Origin of the sequence: Ideonella sp. (assembly GCF_036277275.1) — a bacterium.
GTDB lineage: Bacteria > Pseudomonadota > Gammaproteobacteria > Burkholderiales > Burkholderiaceae_C > Ideonella.
Genome location: NZ_DASUNH010000104.1, coordinates 1 through 21,361 on the forward strand (window position 1 = coordinate 1; position 21,361 = coordinate 21,361).

The 21,361-nt window shown below is 67.1% G+C and carries 20 protein-coding genes; 13 read left to right on the forward strand and 7 right to left on the reverse strand.

What is annotated here, in order from left to right; genetic code table 11:
- The 5 genes from VFY73_RS17325 to VFY73_RS17345 form a co-directional block, all read left to right on the forward strand.
- Nucleotides 1-972, forward strand: a 972-nt coding sequence (locus tag VFY73_RS17325; RefSeq protein WP_329721005.1) for an AbfB domain-containing protein, incomplete at its 5' end; no start/stop codon positions are given.
- A gap of 122 nt (nucleotides 973-1,094) precedes the next feature.
- The gene (locus VFY73_RS17330) at nucleotides 1,095-2,591 is read left to right on the forward strand and encodes a M12 family metallo-peptidase (RefSeq protein ID WP_329721007.1); all 1,497 of its coding nucleotides are present in this window, start codon (nucleotides 1,095-1,097) and stop codon (nucleotides 2,589-2,591) included.
- A 174-nt stretch (nucleotides 2,592-2,765) separates the two neighbouring features.
- Nucleotides 2,766-3,821, forward strand: a complete 1,056-nt coding sequence (locus VFY73_RS17335) for a hypothetical protein (protein WP_329721009.1) — start codon at nucleotides 2,766-2,768, stop codon at nucleotides 3,819-3,821.
- Nucleotides 3,822-4,388: 567 nt separating this feature from the next.
- Nucleotides 4,389-5,333: a hypothetical protein gene (locus VFY73_RS17340; protein ID WP_329721011.1), complete on the forward strand. Its 945-nt coding sequence runs from the start codon at nucleotides 4,389-4,391 to the stop codon at nucleotides 5,331-5,333.
- A 427-nt stretch (nucleotides 5,334-5,760) separates the two neighbouring features.
- A complete protein-coding gene (locus VFY73_RS17345) occupies nucleotides 5,761-7,197 on the forward strand; it encodes a sialidase family protein (protein ID WP_329721013.1) in 1,437 nt (478 codons plus the stop codon).
- 97 nt (nucleotides 7,198-7,294) lie between these two features.
- Here the strand turns inward: VFY73_RS17345 and VFY73_RS17350 are convergent, their stop codons facing one another.
- Together VFY73_RS17350 and VFY73_RS17355 are read right to left on the reverse strand one after the other, a co-directional pair.
- Nucleotides 7,295-8,263, reverse strand: coding sequence for a ribonuclease Z (locus VFY73_RS17350; protein WP_329721015.1), 969 nt, complete (start codon nucleotides 8,261-8,263; stop codon nucleotides 7,295-7,297).
- A 141-nt stretch (nucleotides 8,264-8,404) separates the two neighbouring features.
- Entirely contained in the window at nucleotides 8,405-9,262 is an 858-nt protein-coding gene (locus VFY73_RS17355; protein ID WP_329721017.1) for a LysR family transcriptional regulator, read from the reverse strand.
- A 115-nt stretch (nucleotides 9,263-9,377) separates the two neighbouring features.
- Here VFY73_RS17355 and VFY73_RS17360 point away from each other — a divergent pair, with 115 nt between their 5' ends.
- Both VFY73_RS17360 and VFY73_RS17365 read left to right on the forward strand, forming a co-directional pair.
- Nucleotides 9,378-10,679, forward strand: coding sequence for an aspartate aminotransferase family protein (locus tag VFY73_RS17360; RefSeq protein WP_329721019.1), 1,302 nt, complete (start codon nucleotides 9,378-9,380; stop codon nucleotides 10,677-10,679).
- A 190-nt stretch (nucleotides 10,680-10,869) separates the two neighbouring features.
- Complete coding sequence (locus tag VFY73_RS17365; protein ID WP_329721020.1) at nucleotides 10,870-11,400, forward strand: hypothetical protein; 531 nt, start codon at nucleotides 10,870-10,872, stop codon at nucleotides 11,398-11,400.
- Nucleotides 11,401-11,478: 78 nt separating this feature from the next.
- Here VFY73_RS17365 and VFY73_RS17370 read toward each other — a convergent pair whose 3' ends face one another.
- The 3 genes from VFY73_RS17370 to VFY73_RS17380 all read right to left on the reverse strand — a co-directional run bounded on the left by VFY73_RS17370 (nucleotide 11,479) and on the right by VFY73_RS17380 (nucleotide 13,440).
- Nucleotides 11,479-11,802, reverse strand: coding sequence for a hypothetical protein (locus VFY73_RS17370; RefSeq protein ID WP_329721022.1), 324 nt, complete (start codon nucleotides 11,800-11,802; stop codon nucleotides 11,479-11,481).
- Nucleotides 11,803-11,840: 38 nt separating this feature from the next.
- The gene (locus VFY73_RS17375) at nucleotides 11,841-12,281 is read right to left on the reverse strand and encodes a hypothetical protein (protein ID WP_329721024.1); all 441 of its coding nucleotides are present in this window, start codon (nucleotides 12,279-12,281) and stop codon (nucleotides 11,841-11,843) included.
- A gap of 157 nt (nucleotides 12,282-12,438) precedes the next feature.
- Nucleotides 12,439-13,440: a zinc-dependent alcohol dehydrogenase family protein gene (locus tag VFY73_RS17380; protein ID WP_329721026.1), complete on the reverse strand. Its 1,002-nt coding sequence runs from the start codon at nucleotides 13,438-13,440 to the stop codon at nucleotides 12,439-12,441.
- A gap of 148 nt (nucleotides 13,441-13,588) precedes the next feature.
- Here VFY73_RS17380 and VFY73_RS17385 point away from each other — a divergent pair, with 148 nt between their 5' ends.
- Both VFY73_RS17385 and VFY73_RS17390 read left to right on the forward strand, forming a co-directional pair.
- Complete coding sequence (locus VFY73_RS17385) at nucleotides 13,589-14,497, forward strand: LysR family transcriptional regulator (protein WP_329721028.1); 909 nt, start codon at nucleotides 13,589-13,591, stop codon at nucleotides 14,495-14,497.
- 258 nt (nucleotides 14,498-14,755) lie between these two features.
- Nucleotides 14,756-15,808: a hypothetical protein gene (locus VFY73_RS17390; protein WP_329721030.1), complete on the forward strand. Its 1,053-nt coding sequence runs from the start codon at nucleotides 14,756-14,758 to the stop codon at nucleotides 15,806-15,808.
- A gap of 72 nt (nucleotides 15,809-15,880) precedes the next feature.
- On the opposite strand, the gene VFY73_RS17395 is transcribed toward VFY73_RS17390, so the two are convergent.
- Nucleotides 15,881-16,720 carry a PA4780 family RIO1-like protein kinase gene (locus tag VFY73_RS17395; protein WP_329721032.1) on the reverse strand — a complete coding sequence of 280 codons (840 nt, stop codon included), beginning with the start codon at nucleotides 16,718-16,720 and terminating at the stop codon, nucleotides 15,881-15,883.
- Between the two features lie 125 nt (nucleotides 16,721-16,845).
- Between VFY73_RS17395 and VFY73_RS17400 the strand changes: the two genes are divergently transcribed.
- Both VFY73_RS17400 and VFY73_RS17405 read left to right on the forward strand, forming a co-directional pair.
- The gene (locus tag VFY73_RS17400; RefSeq protein ID WP_329721034.1) at nucleotides 16,846-17,175 is read left to right on the forward strand and encodes a hypothetical protein; all 330 of its coding nucleotides are present in this window, start codon (nucleotides 16,846-16,848) and stop codon (nucleotides 17,173-17,175) included.
- A 389-nt stretch (nucleotides 17,176-17,564) separates the two neighbouring features.
- On the forward strand, nucleotides 17,565-17,888 hold the full coding sequence (locus VFY73_RS17405; protein ID WP_329721036.1) for a hypothetical protein: 324 nt from the start codon (nucleotides 17,565-17,567) through the stop codon (nucleotides 17,886-17,888).
- 88 nt (nucleotides 17,889-17,976) lie between these two features.
- Here VFY73_RS17405 and cadR read toward each other — a convergent pair whose 3' ends face one another.
- Entirely contained in the window at nucleotides 17,977-18,420 is a 444-nt protein-coding gene (cadR, locus tag VFY73_RS17410) for a Cd(II)/Pb(II)-responsive transcriptional regulator (RefSeq protein ID WP_329721037.1), read from the reverse strand.
- 82 nt (nucleotides 18,421-18,502) lie between these two features.
- Here cadR and VFY73_RS17415 point away from each other — a divergent pair, with 82 nt between their 5' ends.
- Together VFY73_RS17415 and VFY73_RS17420 are read left to right on the forward strand one after the other, a co-directional pair.
- Nucleotides 18,503-20,785 (forward strand): heavy metal translocating P-type ATPase, encoded by a 2,283-nt coding sequence (locus VFY73_RS17415; RefSeq protein ID WP_414654485.1) that lies wholly within the window; start codon nucleotides 18,503-18,505, stop codon nucleotides 20,783-20,785.
- Nucleotides 20,786-20,801: 16 nt separating this feature from the next.
- The gene (locus VFY73_RS17420; RefSeq protein ID WP_329721041.1) at nucleotides 20,802-21,233 is read left to right on the forward strand and encodes a hypothetical protein; all 432 of its coding nucleotides are present in this window, start codon (nucleotides 20,802-20,804) and stop codon (nucleotides 21,231-21,233) included.
- Nucleotides 21,234-21,361 lie beyond the last annotated feature (128 nt).

Genomic DNA, 21,361 nt, shown 5'->3' on the forward strand with positions numbered 1-21,361 from the left:
CGTGCCACCAACCAGGCGCTGGTCGAAGGCGTGCCGTACTTCAGGCTCGGCACCTCGTACTCGCTGCGCACGGTCACGCCGGGCGTCACCGACCGCTACATCCGCCACTTCGACAACCTGGGCTACACGGCGGTCGTCGACGATGCCAGCGGCGCGCTTCTGAAGCAGGACGCGTCGTGGAAGCCGGTGGCCGGCCTGTCGAATGGCGCGTGCCTTTCTTTCGAATCGGTCAACGTTGCCGGCAAGTTCCTGCGCCATCTCGATGGCCGCATGCGCATCGACGCGAGCGACAACAGCGACGCCTTCAGGCAATCGGCCACCTTCTGCCCGCGCAAGGCGCTGGATGGCGGCGGCGGTGTGTCTTTCGAATCGGCCAACAAGCCGGGCTTCTACATCCGCCATCAGGCCGAGGCGGTGTGGCTGCACCAGTCGGACAACAGCGAGCTGTTCAAGGCCGATGCCTCCTGGTCGCCCCAAGTGGGCTGGTGGCGCAGCGCGGTGATCCTGCCGACCGGCAACTTCCAGTCGCTGCGCGTGCTGACGCCGGGCTTCGACAACCGCTATCTGCGCCACATCGATGGCGTAGCCAACACCGAGGTCGTGACCAGCGGCAGCGACGCGGTGCTGAAGGCCGACGCCACTTGGCGCCTCGTGCCGGGCCTGGCCAATACGAGCTGCTACTCGTTCGAGTCACGCAACTTCCCCGGCGAATACCTGCGCCACCAGGCCTCGCGCGTGAAGCGCACGCCGCTGGAGAACTCCGACCTCTATCACCAGGACGCGACCTTCTGCACCGCAGGCGGGCAGGGCGGCGGGGTGCGCTTTGCGGCCATCAACTACCCGAACCGCTACCTGCGCCACTACGCGGCACAGGTGTGGATCGCCGACGGCTACGGCGGCAGCGACTGGAACACCTCGGGCAGCTTCGAGAACGACTCGCGTTGGGCGGTCGAGGCGGCCTGGGCACCGTGATGAGCCAAGGGCGGTCGTGACCATCGGCCGCCCTTTTCGATTTCATCAAGACGAGAAGCGGGCCGCGAGCCCGACCGATCGGCAGGGACCACCATCCATCTGAAACTGATAGGAGACTGAGCATGTTGAAAAGCCTGAAATGGGGCGCCGTCGCCGCTGCCGCTGTCATTGCAAGCTCGAGCGCGTTCGCGGCCGATGTGAAGATCTTCGGTACGCACGCCAAAGGCACCGCATTGGCCAAGCTCGAATCGGTACGGCCTGCCGATCTGCCAGCCAAGGGCACGTCCCCGGTCAACGTGAACATGCGCCAGCTGCGCAAGTTGCCCATCGGCGCCGAGGTGGAACTGAACCTGCCGGACGGCCGCAGCGTGGTCGTCGTGCACGACGAGACGCACCGTGCCGAATCAGGCAACCACACCTTCGTCGGTCACGTGCGCGATCTGGGCAAAGACTTTCGGGTGATCCTGACCGAAGCGCCGGATGGCCTGGCCAACGGCATCGTCACCTTGCGTGACGGCGGGCTGCGCCTCGAAGGCCGCACCGGCCAGACCTGGCTGATCGACCCGCAGCGCGCCGGCATCGGCTATGCGCCGCTGGCCGAGCCGCGTCTGCCCGAGACCTTGAGCGCCGCGGTCGACAAGAAGCTCAGTGAAGCCCACGCACATGAAGAAGGCATCCAGCCTCAAGCGCAGACGACGGTCGACATGATGGTCGTCTACACGCCCAACATGGTCAGCCGGTACGGTGGCGACGCCGGCGCCCGCGCGCGCATCGACAGCCAGATGGCGATCTTCAACCAGATCCTGCGCGACAGCGCCGTCGAGGTGACCGCGCGGCTCGTCCGGGCGATGTACGTGAACCAGGACGACAACGTCAACCAAGGCACCTTGCTGACGATGATCACCAACGGCCAGGGCGCGTTCTCGGGTGTCCACCCGGCGCGCGACGCCTCGAAGGCCGACGTGGTGCACCTGCTGCACAAGCCGACGGTGGGTGTGGGCTCTTGCGGCATCGCCTACTTGAGCGTCACCAAGGGCCCGACCGGCCATGCCGACTGGGCCTATGGCGTGACCGACGACAACTGCCCGACGATGGTGATGGCCCACGAGGTGGGCCACAACTTCGGCATGAACCACGACCACGCGCAAGGCGGCGGCGAGCCGGTGTTCCCGTATGCTTGGGGCTACATCGTGCCGGGCACGAACTACGGCGACGTGATGTCGTACGCCGGGACGCATTACTACAAGTATTCGAACCCGCGCATCGGCGGCTGCTCGGGCCAACCTTGCGGCCAGGAGAACTGGGCCGACGCGGCGCGCGCGATCAACGGCACCAAAGGCATCGTCGGCAACTACCGCATCGGGGCGGCGCCCCAGGCCTGCTTCTACGAGCACATCAACTACACCGGCAGGGCCCTGTGTTCCTCGACGGACAACTCGTGGGTGGGCGCTTCGTGGAACGACCTGTTTTCGTCAGTCCGCGTTCCCGCGGGCACCCGCGTGACGCTGTACGAGCACGCGAACTACGGCGGTCGGGCGCTGGTGTTGACGGGCGACACGTCGTCGCTGGTGCCCGCGAACTTCAACGACATGACATCGTCGTTCAGGATCGCGCGTTGAACGCGTGAGGTAGATGGGTGCGCAAGCGGACTCAGGCCGCTTGCGCACATGGCAGGTCAACGTTGCCGAGCTGGCGCTCTTGCCGGGCGTAGACGTCGCTCGGCGATGGCCTGCCACATCGCCGATCTTCCATTACGATCGGCGGCTGGTTCACTACCATAATCCGTCACTTCCATGTCTACCCCCACCGACCGCCGCGCCTTCCTGACCCAAGCCGGGGGCGCCGCGCTGGCGATGACCGGGCTGCCAGTTGCCGCCCGCAGCTTCACGAGCAGCGAGCCCCCGCGCCTGCGCATCACCGACCTCGGTGACCTGGGGGGCTCCACCATCAGGGTGACCGCTCTGAACGACCGCGGGGTTGCGACTGGCATGGCCACGCGGCATGACGGAGAAGGGCGAGGCGTCACTTTCAAGGCCCGGGATGGGCAGATGGTGGGCATGCCGTGGGAGGGGACCGCCTCCTGGGGGAGCGGCATCAACAACCATGGCGTCATCGCCGGCCAGGATTTGGACCGGTGGCCGTGGGTACCGGGAAAGGGCTGGGTGTGGTCCCACAATCAGCTGCGCTACCTGCGTAACGATCAGGTGACTGCTGTCTCGTCGAGAGCCATCAACGACGCTGGCATGGTCGTGGGCCAGACGGCCAACTACGAAGCATTCATCGCCGCCGATGGCGAGTTCGTGCTGATCGACAAGGCGCCCGGGTACGTCGCTGCCACAGGCAGCTGCATCAACAGCGTCGGTGACATGGCCGGCTACCACCGCGGGGAAACGCCCGACATCGGCGACAAGGCCTTCGTTCGCTTCGGTGGCCAGGTCGAGGTGCTCGAGATCCCTGGCGCCTACAGCCACAATGCCTTGAGCTTGAACGACGGCCGCCAGGTGTGCGGGTGGCTGCGCAAGACCCCCTCGAGCCCGTTGATCGCGTTCGTCTGGCAGGACGGGCAGGTGACACTGATTCCACCGCTGGTCCTCGGCGAGCGGGCCAGCTCGCAGGCGAAGGCGATCAACCGGGCCGGCGTGGTGGTCGGGGAGTGTGAGCGGGCCGAGCGAGGCACCTATGCCTTCATGTGGCAAGACGGCGTCATGTATGAGCTGAACAAGCTGATCGACGAAGCCTCGGCGGGCTGGCGGCTCTTGAGCGCCGCCGCGATCAACAACCACGGCCAGATCGTGGGGCAGGGCGCGTTCAACGGCGTGAGACGCGCCTACCTGGCCACGCCGGCCTAGGCGCTGCTTGGGATCGCGCGGGCTCGGCGCTGGAGGGAGAGGGGTGTGAACGCCGGGTGTACTCCAGCGCATCGGCGACTGCTCGAGCCAGGCTTGCGGCCAGGCAGGCTGCGCTGACCCGGCGCGGGCGATAGGCAGAACGAAGGCATCGCAGCGCCTCGGGCGCGCGTTGGTGCTGATCGGAGGGCTACCCCGGCGCAGAACGGGCGGCTTGGGACCACGAGCCTGTCATTGCTGCGTCGTTACAGAAGCGCACAGTGGCGTTGGAATGTTGCGCGCTCCAACCGCGGGAGCGTTGATTGCCCACCGCTACGATGGCCCTTCATTGGCGCTCGCTACCGGCCTGCAGGCAGATCAGAACCCAAGATCTGTTTTCGCGGCCCGGGTGAGCGCTGTCTCTGCACAGCTGATACCTCATCAGCATTGCAGAGAAGTGGAAGTGCCTCGTCGCGTTCATGACCCAAAGCCACGTTGGCGCCCAACACTTCCATCATGCCTGTGCTGACCTGTTTCACCCGATGCAACATATCGATCTTCCGAGGGCTGGGACGGCGTGCTGGGTGGATCGTGGCTGTGTGGCCGTTGGTGCTGACAGGCTGCGCCAGCCAGCGCGCGATCCAGCACCATGAGGCCGCGGTGCCCGGCCGTTCGCCAGGCGTGGTTGCCTCCAGCCCCTTGCCGATGCTCAGGGCGGCGGGTGCAGCGGCACCGACGGACGGTGCATGCCGCGCACACGAGCCGACCCCGCGAGAGCTTGGCAAGCAGCGCCGTGCGATCGATCCGCTGAGGGTGCCGGCGTTGTACAGCGAGCTGTTCTACGGCCAGCGCGGCGATTCACTGGCGGCCATCAATGTGGACGGCGTGGATTTCCGCCGGTACAAGCAATTCGATGATCCCGACAGCGGCCTGTCCGGCTTCGTGCTGCTGGACGATGCGAGCGGCCATGCGCTGGTCCTTCTCAAAGGCATGGACCGGCCGTTTGCCGAGCGAGACGGCTGGGGTGGTGTGATGACCGATCTGGGCGGCGTGCTCGCGGCCAAGTTCGGCACCGGCAACGACCAGCTTCGCCGCGCCGACGATGCCTACACAGAGGTGCTGTGTGACGAGGTCATCAACTCGGTCGAACTGGTGGGCTACTCGATGGGCTCACAGATCGCCAACTACCTCGCCGTGAAATACGGCGCATTCGCCGTGGTGTTCGGTGACATGGGGCTGGACTCGACGCTGCTCAAGCGCCATGCCCGTGGCGATCTGCAGGCAGCGCGCACGCGGGCACGTGAGCGCATCGTCTCGCTGTCCTTGAGTGGCGATTTGGTGGTCAAGGTGTTCGGCGTGGGCGAGGTGGTGGGCACCGTGGTGAAGCTGCCCGGCGTTCTGGTCGGTGTGTTGCACCAGCCGGAGATCTATGCCAAGGCGGCGAATGCGGCGATTCGCGATCGCGACGCTGATCGCGATGCGGCGGCCGGTGCAGCGAAGCGCGCCGATGCGGGCGCGGCGCGGCGCCGTCGATGACGGAAGTGGCCTGCTGTCGGAAGTAGCGGCAGTCGTCCTCGAGCTGGATCGAAAACCACCCGTGATCGAACTGCAGCGGGTGTCGCCGGGGCCGGCGCGGGTCGTCCTGCCGCTGCAGCAACTTCGACTCGAAAACCGATCAACGATGATCACGCTTCGGCCGCGGCCTGCGCGAGCCCCGCGGTACCGGGCTTCTCATCGGATCAGGGCAGGTCTACGCTTTGCGGCTCTTCGGGAGCGAGCTCATTGAGGTTCCGTGCCCTGATCCCCCAGGCGGTCTTCACCGCCGTCTTTGCCGCAGCGCTCGTGCATCGAGCGGCCGGCGGCTCGCTTGTGCTCCTGAAGTAGTTCGTTGTACCGCGCCACGCTGACGGATGGCCGGACGCCGCTGTGAGCGTTTCTGTTGTGGACCTTTCAGGAGACATCCATGCATGGATTGCCGCGTTTTTTGATCTGCGCTTCGGCGCTGGGCTTGCTGACCGCCGACCCTGCTTCAGCCGCCAAACGGATCAGCACCGATCCGTACACGAACCCCGACAGCCAACACGCCACTCAGGTGGAGCCGGATACTTTTGCCTTTGGTGCGACGGTGGTCTCGGCCTTCCAGACCGGCCGCTTTTTCGATGGCGGTGCGTCGAATGTCGGCTGGGCGACGTCGCAGGACCGCGGGAAGACCTGGGTCAAGGGCTTCCTGCCTTCGACGACGGTGAACAGCACGCCGCCTGGGCCGTACGACCGCCTTTCCGACCCGACGGTGGCGTATGACGCAAAGCACCAGGTCTGGCTGATCTCCACCCTGGGCATCGACAACGGCTCGGGAAAGGCCGTGCTCGTCAGCCGCTCCACCGATGGCGGCCTCACCTGGGGGGCGCCGGTGGCTGTCTCCACCACCACCGGCTTCTACGACAAGAACTGGATCGCCTGCGACAACACCCAGACGAGCCCGCACTATGGCAACTGCTACACCACCTGGGACGATGTCAACCTCGGCGATCGGCTGTTGAACAGCACCTCGTCGGATGGCGGGTTGACCTGGGGCGCCAAGAAGACCACCGCGAACAGCGGAACCGGTCTCGGCGGCCAGCCGCTGGCGCAGCCTGGCGGCAAAGTCATCGTCCCGGCGCTGAGCGCTTTCGCCGACCGGATCATCGCCTACAACTCGACCGATGGCGGCAACAGTTGGAGCTCGACGATCACCGTGGCCACCATCAGCGAGCATGGCGTGGCGGGTGACCTGCGGACCCTGCCGCTTCCTTCTGCCGAGGTCGATGGCGCGGGCAAGGTCTATGCGGTGTGGCAGGACTGCCGCTTTCGCTCGGGCTGCTCCTCCAACGACATCGTGATGAGCACGTCAACGAATGGAACGACGTGGACATCCCCGGTGCGCATTCCGATCGATTCAACCTCGAGCGGCGTCGATCACTTCATTCCCGGTCTGGCGGTGGACAAGAAGAGCTCGGGCAGCACGGCCCGTCTGGCGCTGACCTACTACTTCTATCCCAATGCCAGCTGCACCCAGAGCACCTGCCAGCTCTCGGTGGGCTTTGTCTCCTCGATCGACGGCGGGGCGAGCTGGAGCGTGCCGCTGACGCTGGCCGGGCCGATGAAGCTGACCGACCTCGCCGACACGAGTCAGGGCGTCATGGTGGGGGACTACATCTCCACCTCGTTCGCCGGCGCCAAGGCCGTGCCCGTCTTCGCCGTGGCCAAGCCCAAGAGCGGCGGCGTCTTCGACGAAGCGATGTACGCCAGCAAGCTGAGGGTGACCACGCAGCAGCTGTATCCGCTGCGGGTCGCGCATGACCCGGTGCTCTCGCCGCAAGGCGACAAGGTCGAGCGCACGCGTCACATCGTCACCCGCTAACCTGATCTTGCGCTGCTCGAGGCAAGCGCCTGACGCGCCGGACCGGGTTCGGTCTGCGCGCGAGCGAGCCTGACTGACGGCCTTGCTTCGGGGGTCGTCAGTCGGCAATCGCAATCGAGCTCAGTTCTCCCGCGCGGTTGAGCCTGTACCGCGCAAAGTCCTCGGCCAAGGCCAGCTTGCCGTGGTAGACGCTTGCCGCCTCCAAGCGTATGTCCTCCATCGACGGGCCTTGCTCCACGTTCGACTGGTACCGCGCGCTGAAGTGGGTCAGCACAAGGTGCGGCAGACCGACCGATTGCGCGAATGCCGCCACCAGCTCGGCATAGCTGTGGCCCACGCCCGGGCCTACCTTGGCGGCCACGTCGGCGGTGTAGGTGGCCTCGTGCACCAGCACCTGGCAGCCCTTGCTCGCCTCGGTCAGCAGGGCGGGGCGGTCGTTGTCGCCGCCGACGATGATCTTGCGCGGGGCGTAGGGGTGGGTCAGGTAGTCGGCATGACGCAGCAGCCGGCCCTGGTGCTCCACATCCTGGCCCTTCTTCAGGCGGCCCCACAGCGGCCCTTGGGGCACGCCGTCGCGCAGAAGCTTCTCGGTGTCGAGCGCCGGCTCGACATGCGCTTCGGTGAAGCTGTAGGCGAACGAAGGCACGCGGTGCGACAGCTCGATCGCATCGACAAACCACTGTCCGACCTGCAGCCCACGCAGCGGCTCGGCCCGGACGAACTCGATCTCGAACGGCAGATGCAGCTGCGTGTGCACCTGGGTCGATCGAAACCATTCCTCGATGCCTTCAGGCGCGACGATCTTCAGCGACGCATTTCGCCCGCCCATGCCGGCGCTGGCCAGCAGCCCAGGCAGGCCGTAGCAATGGTCGCCGTGCACGTGCGTGATGAAGATCGCCTGCAGGTCGCGGACCGACAACGATGTTTGCAGCAGCTGGTGCTGCGTGCCCTCACCACAATCGATCAGGCACCAGCCGCTTCCTTGGTCTTCGATCAACGCCAGCGCGGTGACGTTGCGCGTCTTGGTGGGCGTGCCGGACGACGTGCCCAGGAATAGCAGTTCCATGATTCCTTGTTCTCCCTCTCTCTGTGCCGATTTAAGAGCTTCGCGGGGTGTCTCGCCCCTGGGCGTTGCGACGGTGGTTCCGCGTGGCGGGCAACCCGGTGGCGCAAGACTGAGTGGCCGCCGAGACGGGGCCGCCGCGCGCTACAACGCCGGCACGATCCTCCGCAGTTGCTCTGCAAACTCCACCACCAACGCCGGTGGCCGGGCAAGATCGAATTTCACCGTCAGGCCGACCGTAGGCAAACGCGGCAGCCGATCGCTTGTCGGCAGGACTTGCAGATCATCTGGCACCGCGGCTTGCGTCAACACCGCAATCGCCTGACCTGATCGCACCACCGCCAGCAGGCCCGACATGGCGCCGCTCGCATAGGCGACGCGGTATGGCCGGCCCACCGCGTCGAGCCGTTCGCACGCGGCCAGGTGGTCGAACGTGTCGGGGTCTGACAGCGCGAGTTGCAGCGGTTCGCGTGCCACCGCATCGTCATGCCGATTGCCGACCCACACCAGTGGCTCGCGGCGGATGATCGGCGTGGTGCTGTCGACGTCGGTGGTCGAGATCAGCGCCAGATCAAGCGCGTGCTTTGCCAGTTGCTCCAGCAGCCGTGGCGTCGGCGCGCAGTACACCTCGACGAACACCTGCGGGTGCAGGCCGGCGAAGCTGCGCAGGATGTGCGGCAGGAAGGCGGCGGCGTAGTCGTCCGGGCAGCCGAAGCGCAGCGTGCCGGTGAGGCCCGCGCCGGAGACATCGGCCACCGCGGCATCGTGGTGGCGCAGGATGGTGCGCGCATGGCCGAGCAGCCGCTCGCCGTGCAGGGTGAGTGCCACGCCGCGGCCGGTGCGGTTCAGCAGCGGCTGGTTCAGCATCTCTTCGAGCTTCTTGACCTGCATGCTCACGGCCGCCTGCGTTCGGCCGACCTTGCTGGCCGCGCGGCCGAGGGTGCGCGTCTCGGCGATCGCGACGAAGGTGCGCAGCAGGTCGATGTCGAGGTGGCGCGTCATGGCGTGATCGTGCCAGGCCCAAGCCAGGCTGATAGCTGGGTTCAGAAATATTGGCTTTCGTTGGGTGCGGTGGATCCGTACGCTCCGGCCGACGATCAACGGATTGGAGCGCCCGATGTCCCGCAATGCCGACCCCGCCTTCTGGAACAACGCCCGCCGGCACCTGATCCGCTACGGCAGCACGTTCGAGCCGATGATCATCGAACGGGCGCAGGGCAGCTTCGTGTACGACGCGGACGGCCGCGCGATCCTCGATTTCACGTCGGGGCAGATGAGTTCGCTGCTGGGGCACGGGCACCCGGAGGTGGCGGCCGTGGTGGCAGAGCACGCTCGAAACCTGGATCACTTGTTCAGTGGCATGCTGAGCCGGCCGGTGGTCGACCTCGCCACTCGGCTCGCCGAGCTCACGCCACCTGGGCTGGACCGGGCCATGCTGCTGAGCACCGGCGCAGAGTCCAACGAGGCGGCCATCAAGATGGCCAAACTGGTCACGGGCAAATTCGAGGTCGTGAGCTTTGCACAGTCGTGGCACGGCATGACGGGCGGCGCGGCCTCGGCCACCTACAGCGCGGGCCGCAAGGGTTACGGTCCGGCGGCGGTGGGCTCGTTCGCCATCCCTGCGCCATATCCATACCGGCCGCGCTTCGAGCGCAACGGCCAGTTCGATTGGCAGGCTGAGCTCGACTACGCCTTCGACCTGATCGACCGGCAATCCAGCGGCAACCTCGCCGCCTTCATCGCCGAGCCGATCCTCAGTTCAGGCGGCCTGATCGACCTGCCGCTGGGTTACCTGGCTGCGTTGAAGGCCAAGTGCAGCGAGCGCGGCATGCTGCTGATCCTGGACGAAGCGCAGACCGGCGTCGGCCGCACCGGCACGATGCTCGCCTGCGAGCGCGACGGCGTGGTGCCCGACATCCTCACACTCTCGAAGACGCTCGGTGCTGGCCTGCCGCTGGCGGCGGTGCTGACCTCCGAGGGGATCGAAGAAGCGTGCCACGCGCGCGGCTTCCTGTTCTACACGACGCACGTGTCCGATCCGCTGCCGGCTGCGGTCGGCCTGAAGGTGTTGGAGGTGGTGCAACGTGACCGCTTGGTCGAACGTGCCCGCGTCGCCGGCCAGCGGTTGGAGCGTGGCTTGCGCGCGCTGCAGGAGACGGTCGATTGCATCGGCGACGTGCGCGGCCGCGGGCTGCTGCTGGGCATCGAGATCGTCAAGAGCAAGGCCGGCAAGCAGGCCGCGCCAGAGCTGGGCACCGCCATTACCCGCGAGTGCATGAAGCTCGGGCTGAGCATGAACATCGTGCAGCTGCCCGGCATGGGCGGCGTCTTCCGCATTGCACCGCCGCTGACGGTGAGTGACGAAGAGATCGACCTGGGGCTGGACTTGCTCAAGCAGGCGATCGAGAAGGTCGTGTGAGCGTCAGGCGCCGGTCTACGCCCGCCGGAGGCGTGTGGTGCGACAGGAGCAGACTGGAACGCGGCTTGCTCGGTGTGCGAAAACTGCAAGGTCATCGTCTGTTGGCCAGGCGACAACGTCCGGCATCTGCTTTGCCCCTCACCGGTGCGCAGCGAGCTGGTTCAGCTCGCGTACAACTTCAGGAGCCGCCATGGGAACCATCACGAAACAGGCCTCGGACAATCGCGACGGATCAACCACGGAGCAGGCTGCGCAATCGGCAGGCACCGCCGGTTTGGCGCCCACGCTGGGGGGCGCACTGGGCGGGGCGGCGGCCGGCGCCGCCGCCGGTACGGTGGCAGGCCCGGCGGGGGCGCTGGTGGGCGCGGCCACCGGCGCCATGCTCGGCGGCTGGGTGGGCAAGAGCGCGGCTGCGTCTGTCGATCCCACCGCAGAAGACACCTATTGGCAGCAGAACTTCCACTCACGCCCTTATGCGGAGGGCGCCAGGTACGAAGACTTCGGACCGGCCTACCGCTACGGGGTCAATGCGTTCCAGAGCTTCCCTGATCGTTCGTTCGACGACATGGAGCCCGAGCTGTCGCGCCACTGGCCCCATTCGAGCGAAGGCTCGACGCTGGACTGGGAGCGCGCCAAGCACGCCACCCGGGACGCGTGGACCCGGCTGCGCGATGCAGTCGAACGGGCCGTGCCGGGCGACTCGGACAACGACGGGCTGTAGCGTTGACGTGTCGGCCGGGGCAGCTCGTGGCCTCTTGACGGATCAACCCGAATTGGCCGTCCGGGCTCGGTGGCCGCGCTACAGCGGCGGCAGCCGAAACGCGCGAAGCTGGCCGTCCAGCATGCCGTTGACGACGATCACGCCATGCCGGTTGATGGCGTAGCCGGACTGCAGGCGCACGCGGTCCTTCAGCGGATCGTTGGGGTCGATCAGGTTTTTCATGAGGTGCACGGCGGCCGATGGTTCCCAGAGGACGCTCTCGGAGCCTTTCCACACGACGCCGTGGCTGCGGTAGTTGTGCGCGTCGTCATGGTGCAGGTCATTGCCCACGGTGTCCCCTTGGTCATTGACACCATAGGCAAACGCCTGGGAGTCCTTGGTCAGTGCGCGAAGCTTCTGCATCCCCTGCGCGGCCGTCCACGAAAAGCGCGGAGCGTTCCCTAGTTCGTCATGCTGACACCGACGACGCGACCCGCATCGTCGAGGGCGTAGGCGCCGGATCGAAAGCGATTGGGCCTGTCGGACAGGGCGCCCAGATCCGTGATGGCACCGGCTTGATCCCACAGGACAGCGTGTGTAAGGCTTGGCCGGTGGGTGCTGCTGGACCCGGCCACCTGACCCGAAGCATTGATGGCGGTGCCATGGCTCCTCGGGGCGGCGTCTGCCAGGAACCCAGGGCCGCGCATGCCTTCTGCCTCGGACCAGATGAACGCCTCGGCATGTTCCTCATCGGGCCCACTTGCGCCGACGACCTGACCCTTCGCGTTGATTCCGCTGGCGCTTGACAGCTTGTGATCGGTAGCAAGCAGGCCGATGACATGGGCGCTGGCGCCGGGCTTCCACATCGTCGCGACCCACGTCTGGGCGCCGTCGCGCGTCAAGTAGGCGTGCCCGACAACGACGCCCTCGTCATTGATCGACGCACCGTAGGATGCACCTGCCCCGCAGGGAAGTCCTTCCGCAGTGGGCTGCGCCGTAATAGGCTGTCATGGGGCGGGCCGGCGACCCGCCCCTAGCGCCAGCGCTTCACGGCATGACTCAGCCGTGTGACGGCGTGATCAGGATCTTGCCTTGACGCTCGCCCGCGGCGGCTGCGGCAACCGCTTCCTTGATCTGCGCGACATCGTAGGTCGCCTGGATCGGCGTGCTGAGTCTGCCGGTGGCGATCATGCCGGCCAGCTCGGTCAGCAGGCCCAACTGCTGGGGCTGCGGCGTGGTGCGGAACCAGCGCGCCAGCCAGAAGCCCTTGAGCGTCACGTCGCGGAACACCAGCTCGCGCGGCGAAACGCTGCACGGCTCGCCGCTGAGCGCACCGTAGTTGACGATCGTGGCGCTCTCGGCAAGGGTGGCCGCGAGTCGCATCGTGGCCTTGCCGCCGACCGCGTCGATGCCCAGCTTGATGCCCGCGCCATTGGTGGCGGCCTTCACCCGTTCGGCCAGGTCATCGCCGTCGACCAGCACCACGTCGCCACCTTGTGACCGCACGCCGGCCACGGCCGAGTCGCGCCGCACGATGTTGACGGTCTTCAAGCCGCGCAGCTTGGCCAGTTGCACCACATAGCTGCCCACGCCCGAGTTGGCGCCGTTCTGGATGACCCAGTCGCCCGGCTGCAGATCCGCAAAGTCACTCAGCAGCAGCGACGCGGTGGGCGGGTTCACCGTGAGCATCGCCAGTTGCCGGGGGTCGGCGTCGTTCGGCAGCGGGATCAGGCGAGCCGCCGGTACGACCACATGCGTGGCCCAGGTGCCGGCACCGGCAGGCAACAGCACGGTCTGGCCGACGGCCGGGCCCTGGGTATCAGGCCCCAGCTCGACCACGCGGCCGACGCCCTCGCTGCCGCCCACGGCGGGCAACGGCGGCAGCATGCCGTATTGGCCGGTGAGCATCAGCACGTCACTCGGGTTGATCGGCGCGGCCAGCACGGCCACCAGGGCCTGACCCTGGGCCAGTGCCGGGCGATCGAAGGGCACGGCGTTGATCACGGCTTGCGGCACCGGGCCGCGTTCGGTGTACTGGGCTTTGAGCATCGTCGTGGTCATGTCGGTTGTCCTGTCGGTGCCGGGGTCGGCTGGGTTGGCGATGGACGACATCGTAGGAAGAACTCAGTCGCGACGGAATCCATTGCATTCGGCAAAATCTTTTGTCTTGATGGCAATAATGAGCGAAACCCGGACGGAAAGGCCCGTGATGGACAAGCTGCGCGCCCTGCAATACCTGCTCAAGGTGGCCGATACCCTGAGCTTCTCGCGCGCCGCCAAGGCCTTCGGTGTGCCGCCGTCGTCGATCTCGCGCCGCATCACCGACCTGGAGGCCGCGCTGGGCGTGGAGCTGTTGCACCGTACGACGCGCACGGTGCGATTGACGGAAGTCGGCGCGCTCTACCTCGAGCAGGTGCGTGCCGGCATCTCCCAGCTGAACGACGCCGACGAGCTGGTGGGGCACCACAGCAGCACGCCCAGCGGTACTTTGCGCATCAGTGCCATGCCGAGCTACGGCCAGCTGCTGCTGATGCCTGCGCTGCAGGACTTTTGTGAACGCTATCCGGACATCGTGCTGGACGTGCACCTGAGCGACGCCCTGGTGGAGCTGGGCCGCGACCAGATCGACATCGCCATCCGCGGCGGCCGCCAGCCGCAAGACCGCGTGGTCGCCCGCAAACTCGACCCCAACCGCTTCGTTCTCGCGGCTTCACCACAGTACCTGGCGCTGATGGGCACGCCGCGCACGCTGGACGACCTGCAAGCCCACCGCGCGCTCATGTACCGCGGCCCCAACGCCGTGATCAAGTGGCAGGGGCTGGACGAAGACGGCTGGCGCGAGCTGCCTGTGACGCCGGCCTTCGTCAGCAACGACGGTGCCAGCCTGATCGCCATGGCCTGCAGGCATCGGGGCCTGGTCTTGCTGTCGGAGTGGGGCTTGAAGGGTTACCTGCACCGTGGCGAGCTGGTGCAGGTCACGCTCGATCAGCCGGTGTCGGTCGGTCGAGGCGGGGAGTCGGGCATCTACCTGCTGTACCTGCAAACGCGCTACCGGATACCGAAGGTGAGGGTGGCGGTGGAGTTCCTGGTGGACCGGCTGGGGAACGCGGGGGTGTAGCCGGGCGGCAGCGCGACGGTGCGGTGGGCACCTCGGCCGTGGTCGCGGAAAACAAATGTCTGAGTTGACACCCGATATCCGTCTGTACCTATGAGCGTTCCCGATTGAACCAAGTCGCATGCGGTGACCGGCTGGAACGCGTCGGCGCCATCCAGAGGTTGGCCACGCCGGCAGCGTGGCCCGTTGTTCAACTCAACTGGGAGAGTCACCATGACCAAGTCTCATCGCGCGTTGTGCGCATGGCACCTGCTCGGCGCCATGACGCTGACGCTCGGCTCGCTGGGGGCGCAGGCCGCGCCGCCGACGTACGGCATCACACGCATCACGCCGCCGGCCGGCCAGAGCTACTGCCAGGTGCTCGGCCTGAATGATGCGGGCCAGGCGATCGGGGCCTGCAACACCAGGGGATTCTTCGTCTGGTCGCAGGCCACGGGCGCCCAGACCTTCAGCGACCCCAACTTTCCTGACGCGGTGTTCTGGCCGACCGCGATCAACAACCTTGGTGTCGTGATCGGCGGCCGCTACGAAAACCAGCAGACGCGCAACCCTGGCTTCATCTGGGATGAGGTCAACGGATTCCGCTATTTCGCCGGCAAGGTGGGGACGTTCCTGGACGCCCGCGCCATCAACGATTCGAACGAGGTGGCGGGGATCCGCGCGGTGGACGACGGCGCATTCGTCTGGAAGGCTTTCCGCTGGACGGAGGCTGACGGCATGAGTTTTCTCAAACCGTCTGCCAACCGCCGCACGTTGGCGACAGCCATCAACAATGCCGGTCAGATCGCCGGCAGCATCGAGAACCTCGACAGCGGGTACACCTACGCCGTACGGTACGAGCCTGACGGCAGCGTGACGCACATCCTGCCGCGACAGCGCCCAGGCACGCCCTATGCGCTGAACGAGCTCGGTCATGCGGCGGGCGGCATGCAAACGCCCAAACACGGCTTCCAGGCCTTCTTCTGGACGCCGGAAGCCGGTGTGGTCGACATCGACGACCGGCCGCTGCGCTCTGACGAGAGCTACGCCCAGGACATGAACGACGCGGGTCAGGTGGTGGGCGCGATGAGTTGGGTGGGAAGTGGCGGCAATATCCAGGAGACCGTCTTCTACTGGGACGCGGCCACCGGCATGCGAGACCTGATGACGCTGCTGGATCCGAATGACCCGCTGACCGGTCAGCTTTCGAGCCTGAGCGCCCCCAGCGGCAAGATCAACGCCGACGGGAAAATCGTCGTGGACGGCAATACCCACTCGGGTGAGACGTGGCCCCTATTGCTCACGCCGGTGACTCCCCTCGCTTCCCGACATTGAGCGTGATGCCGGTGGGCTGGCCTGAGCGCCGCCCGCCGGCCCTGGGCCGCCGCCGACCGACACCTGGCACCGCTACGCCAGGCGCATGCGAAAGGCTTCTTCCTCCAGCCGTGCGTCCTCGATCTCTCGCATCACGCCTTCCAGGTCGACGGCGCCGGGCCGGTGTTCATAGCGGCCGCTCAGCGGCGTTTCTGGCTCCAGCAGCCCGCCGGCGTAGAGGCTCCAGATCTCGGGCCCGAACTGGGTGCTCAGCAGGTCCGGCGCGAACCGGCCGAAGAAGGTGCGCAGGTTGTCGACGTCGCGCATCAGCATGCGCAGCGCGTGGTTGTTGCCGGCCGCGTCCACCGCCTGTGGCAGGTCGATGATCACCGGCCCATCGGCGGCCAGCAGGATGTTGAACTCCGAGAGGTCGCCGTGGACCACGCCCGCGCAGAGCATGCGCACGACCTCGCTGATGAGCGTGGCGTGGTGGGCGCGGGCTTCGTCGGCCGTGAAAGGCATCTCGCTCAGCCGCGGCGCTGCCTGTCCCTCGGCGTCGGCCACCAACTCCATGATCAGCACGCCCTCGAGAAAGTTGTAGGGGCGCGGGACGCGCACGCCAGCGGCGGCCAGGCGGTACAACGCGTCCACCTCGGCGCTTTGCCACGCCGCCTCTCGCTGCTCGCGGCCGTAGCGCGTGCCCTTGGCCATGGCGCGGGCCTGGCGGGTGTTCTTGACCTTGCGGTTCTCGGTGTAGTCGACCGCCTGGCGAAAGCTGCGGTTCGTCGCTTCCTTGTAGATCTTGGCCGCGCGCACCTCGCCGCCGCACATCACCACGTAGACATCGGCTTCCTTGCCGCTCTTGAGCTGCCGCAGCACGGTGTCGACCAGGCCTTCGTCAATCAGCGCCTGCAGGCGTTTGGGGGACTTCATGGGCGCATTCTGCGCGACGCCGGGCGCATGTCGCCCAACTTGATCGCGGCGGGCCGCCCGCCCGCCCGCGCAATTACCACATTCGAACTTCTAAGGGCAATCGCGCCGTGGCGGACAATCCGCCGATGACAGAAACCGATTTGCTCGCAGTCCATCATCAACAACCCCTGGCGGCCCGCTGGTTCAGCTTGGCCAGCTATTGCCTGGAAAGTGGCTGCAACATCGTCACCTACGACGCCGACAGCTTCAGGGCGGAGGTGGGCGATGCGCAGACCGTCAACCTCCTGGCGGGGTTCTTCGAGGCCAAGGTGCAAGAAGACGGCAGCGCGCGCTGGACCTGGGCCTGGACGGACGACGACGCGCCGGCCAAGGCCGCGCTCCAAGAGGAAGCCGGCGTCAGCGACTCCTGGACGCAGGTGCTGTCCGATTGGCGCAAGCGCGCGTTCCAGGGCTGACGGCAAAGCCCGCCCGAGCCTCCGGGCATTCAACGATCTCGGGCCGACGCAGGGTGCTGGCATGGCGCGGCAACTCTTCGGCCCCGGATCGCGCCTCCCCGCCAACGCGCCCACGAAGAACCTCCCTTCGTTGGCCGCGCGCCCCGCGCCGCCGTAGTCGGCGGCAATAGGCCGCAATAGGTCGTAATCGGCCGTAATGGCCGAGCACTGGCCGCCGCAATTAGCCTGCACGCGCGGCGACATCGTCGTAAGGGCGAAGCGGGGCCTTGGTTGTTCCCCGCCAGTGCTTGGCCGAAATCCTTCGAGCCAACTCCATCGTGGTTCCTGGCGCGGCCGTCACCCTGGGCGACCAGCCAAGACGCAACAGCTGATTGCATGAGGAGAATGTCATGAACAGGATGGTCGTTTCCGTGCTCCTGGCGCCTGCGCTGCTCGGTGCATCGGCGTCCTACGCGGGCGCTGATTGGACACAGGCATGGGTGGCAGGCACCGAGTCATGTGCCCGGGTCTGCGCCGCGGCCAAGGCGCGTCCGGTCACGAGCGGTACCTATGCGCCGAATGGAAATGCCTTCCACGTCTGCCGCGCGAATCAGAACAACGAAGGCAAACGGGCCGGCTACAACGTGGAACCCGTATGGAGCCAGGCCTGCATCGTCGGGTGGGATGGCCAGGAGGTGTTCGCCACGCCTTACGAGTGTTTGTGCCAGCGCTGACCGCATCAAGGTAGCCGCTGGGGGCCCGGGCGGGCTGGGCAGGCACACCCGCCTGGGCTCGCCTTGAGGGCACGCGACGCCGGTGGCGTCAATGCGCGCCGCGAACGTGCTTGCCCTTGGCAGGCTTGTTCGCGCGGCCCGCGGCACTTTCCAGGCCTTGCAGGATGCCGCAGTCGGCCGTCGCATGCGGCGACTTGCAGCGCGCACGCAAGCTGCGGAGCTCCGTCTCGAGCGTCTTGAGTTCCCGGATGCGCTCGGCGACATGCTCGATGTGCGCGTCCAGCAGCAGGTTCACTTCGCCGCAGTCCGATTGCGGTGAATCCCTGAAGCCCAGCAAGGTGCGGACTTCATCCAGCGTCATGTCCAGGTTGCGGCATTGACGGATGAAGCTCAAGCGCTCGGCGTGGGCACTGCCGTAGATCCGGTAGTTGCCTTCGGTGCGGGCAGGCGCCGGCAACAGGCCCTCGCGTTCGTAGAACCGGATCGTTTCGATCGGCGTACCGCTTGCCCTGGCCAGTTCACCGATGCGCATTCCAAGACCCCTCGACGAGCCGATTGACCTTTCAATCGGCGGGTCTTGACTCTACACCTGCTACAGGGTTTTCAATGGTGGCATGAGACATGAGCACCAACACGGCGCCGTTCCCCGCGCCAGCGGCTGCGGGGGATGTTGCGCAGGCGACCAGGCGCCGGCGCCTGCAGCACCGCCACCGCCCGCAGCAGGCTCGCCAGCGCAGCGTTGGCGCATTCCGGCGATGGACTGCGCAGTCGAGGAGGCCGAGATCCGGCGTGCGCTCGAGGCCGTGCCGGGCATCCGCGGCCTGCGCTTCCGGCTGGCCGAGCGCAGCCTGGAGATCGACGCTGAGCCGGCGGTCACCGAGCAGGCGGTTGCCGCGATTCGGCGCGCCGGCTTCGAGGCGGCGCGGTGGGTGGTCGAATCCGCCGCGCCTGGGCGGCCACGCGAGCGTGGCCACGCGTCAGGTGCCGGGCTGCCGCGGCTGTTGCTCGCGCTGGCACTGGCCGCAGCTGCCGAGCTGCTGTCGCTGACCTTGCCGCCAGGCATCTGGGGCCCCGTGGTGAGCATGGGGCTGGCTGCCGCGGCCATCGCGCTGGCCGGGCTGGACGTGCTCAAGAAGGGCCTTGTCGCGCTGCGGCACCTGCGGCTGAACATCAATGCGCTGATGAGCGTGGCCGTGGCGGGCGCATTCGTGCTCGGCGAGTGGCCGGAGGCGGCGATGGTCATGGCGCTGTACTCGATCGCCGAGTTGCTCGAGGCGCGTGCGGTCGACCGGGCACGCAACGCCATCTCCGGCCTGCTGGCGACGGCGCCGGAAGAGGCGTCCGTGCGTCAGGCCGATGGCACATGGCAGACCCGACCGGCAGCCGATGTGCCGCTGAATGCGACGGTGCGCGTGCGGCCTGGCGAGCGCGTCCCGCTGGACGGTGAGGTCATCGACGGAAATTCGGCGATCAACCAGGCCCCTGTCACCGGGGAGAGCATCCCGGTCGACAAGGCGCCCGGCGACCCGGTATTCGCCGGCACGATCAACGACAGCGGCACGCTGTCGATTCGGGTGACTGCCCTGGCCACCCACTCGACGCTGGCGCGCATCATCCACGCCGTCGAGCAGGCCCAGGGCAGCCGAGCCCCGATGCAGCGCTTCGTCGACCGCTTTGCCGCGATCTACACGCCCGCGGTCTTCGTGCTGGCGCTGGCGGTGGCAATGTTGGGCCCGGTGGCCCTCGGGTGGGACATCGGGACGGCCGTCTACAAGGCCCTGGTGCTGCTGGTGATCGCCTGCCCCTGCGCGCTGGTGATCTCGACCCCGGTCACGGTCGTCAGCGGCCTGGCCGCCGCAGCGCGGCGCGGGATCTTGATCAAGGGAGGCGCCCACCTGGAGCTGGCGCGCGGCATCAAGGCCATGGCGCTGGACAAGACCGGCACCCTCACCGAAGGCAAGCCCAGCCTGGTGACCTGGTCGCTGCTCGATGCAGCGCAGGACGCGGCGAAGGTCGAACGCATCGCCGCGGCGCTGGCCGGCCACTCGGATCATCCGGTCGCCAAGGCGATCGCCGCCGGTCTGGTGCCCAGCATCCTCGACCCAAAAGACTTCAAGGCGTTGGCCGGGCGCGGCGTGCAAGGCGAGATTGACGGCATGGTGTACGTGCTCGGCAATCACCGGCTGCTCCACGAGCGTGGGCAGTGCTCGACGGCGCTGGAGGCCACGCTGCAGGCGCACGAGAGGGCTGGCCAGACGGTCAGCCTGCTGGCGTCGGACACCGGCGTCCTCGCCGTGTTCGCCGTGGCGGACAAGATCAAGCCGTCGTCCAAGGCGGCGGTGGCCGAACTGCGCTCGCTCGGCATCACGCCGGTGATGCTGACCGGGGACAACCAGCTGACGGCCGAGGCGATCGCGCGCGAGGCGGGCATCGACAACGTGCGCGGCAACCTGCTGCCGGACGACAAGCTCGGCGCCATCCGGGCGCTGCAGGTGCAACATGGCACGACCGCGATGGTGGGCGACGGCATCAATGACGCGCCCGCGCTGGCCCAGGCCGACATCGGCATCGCCATGGGCGCCGCCGGCACCGACACCGCGATGGAAGCGGCCGACGTGGTGGTGATGAACGACGATCTGCGGCGCTTGGCCGAGACGGTGCGGCTCTCGCGCCGGACCCACAGCGTGCTGTGGCAGAACATCACCTTGGCGCTGGGCATCAAGGCGGCATTCTTCGTGCTGGCGCTGTTCGGCTCGGCCACGATGTGGATGGCGGTGTTCGCCGACATGGGGGCGAGCCTGCTGGTGGTGGCCAATGGCCTGCGGCTGTTGCGGGCTTCCAAGGTGCGTGCACCGTCCGAGGGCGCACCCCCGGTGCCATCGGCGTCAACCCTGTAGTGGCTATACTGATTTGATGCGCCGCTGGCTCGTACTGTTGATGTTGGCCGTCCTGCCGCTGCAGCTTTCGTGGGCGGCGGTGGCGGGTTATTGCCAGCATGAAAAGGCGCCGGCGCAAGGCGCGCACTTTGGTCACCATGCGCATGAGCATGAGCACCCGCTGGCAAGTGCGTCGCTCGACAAACAGACCACCGTTTCCGACCGTTCGGCCGCCGATGCACCGCCTGACCATGCAAATGCGTGGTCCGACGACGCCATCGACGAGGGCAACCCGCTCGCGCTGGATGAAGACTGCGCCGTCTGCCACCTCGGTTGCGCACAACCGTTGACTGCCGAGGCCCTGGGCCTGTGGCCGCACGCTCCGTCGCCCCAGGTGGCCTCGGTGGCGGCGCTGTACGAGTCGCACATCGCTGCCGCACCCGAACGGCCCGACAGACGCCTCGCCTGATTCGGCGAGCGTCCCTTTTCTTCACGCACTTCCTCGCGCGTTCCGCGCGCGAGCTTGCGCTGCGAGGCATTCGCCTGCAGACGCTTCGCCGAATCCTCCCCCGTTGCCTGATCAACCACGGAGTATTC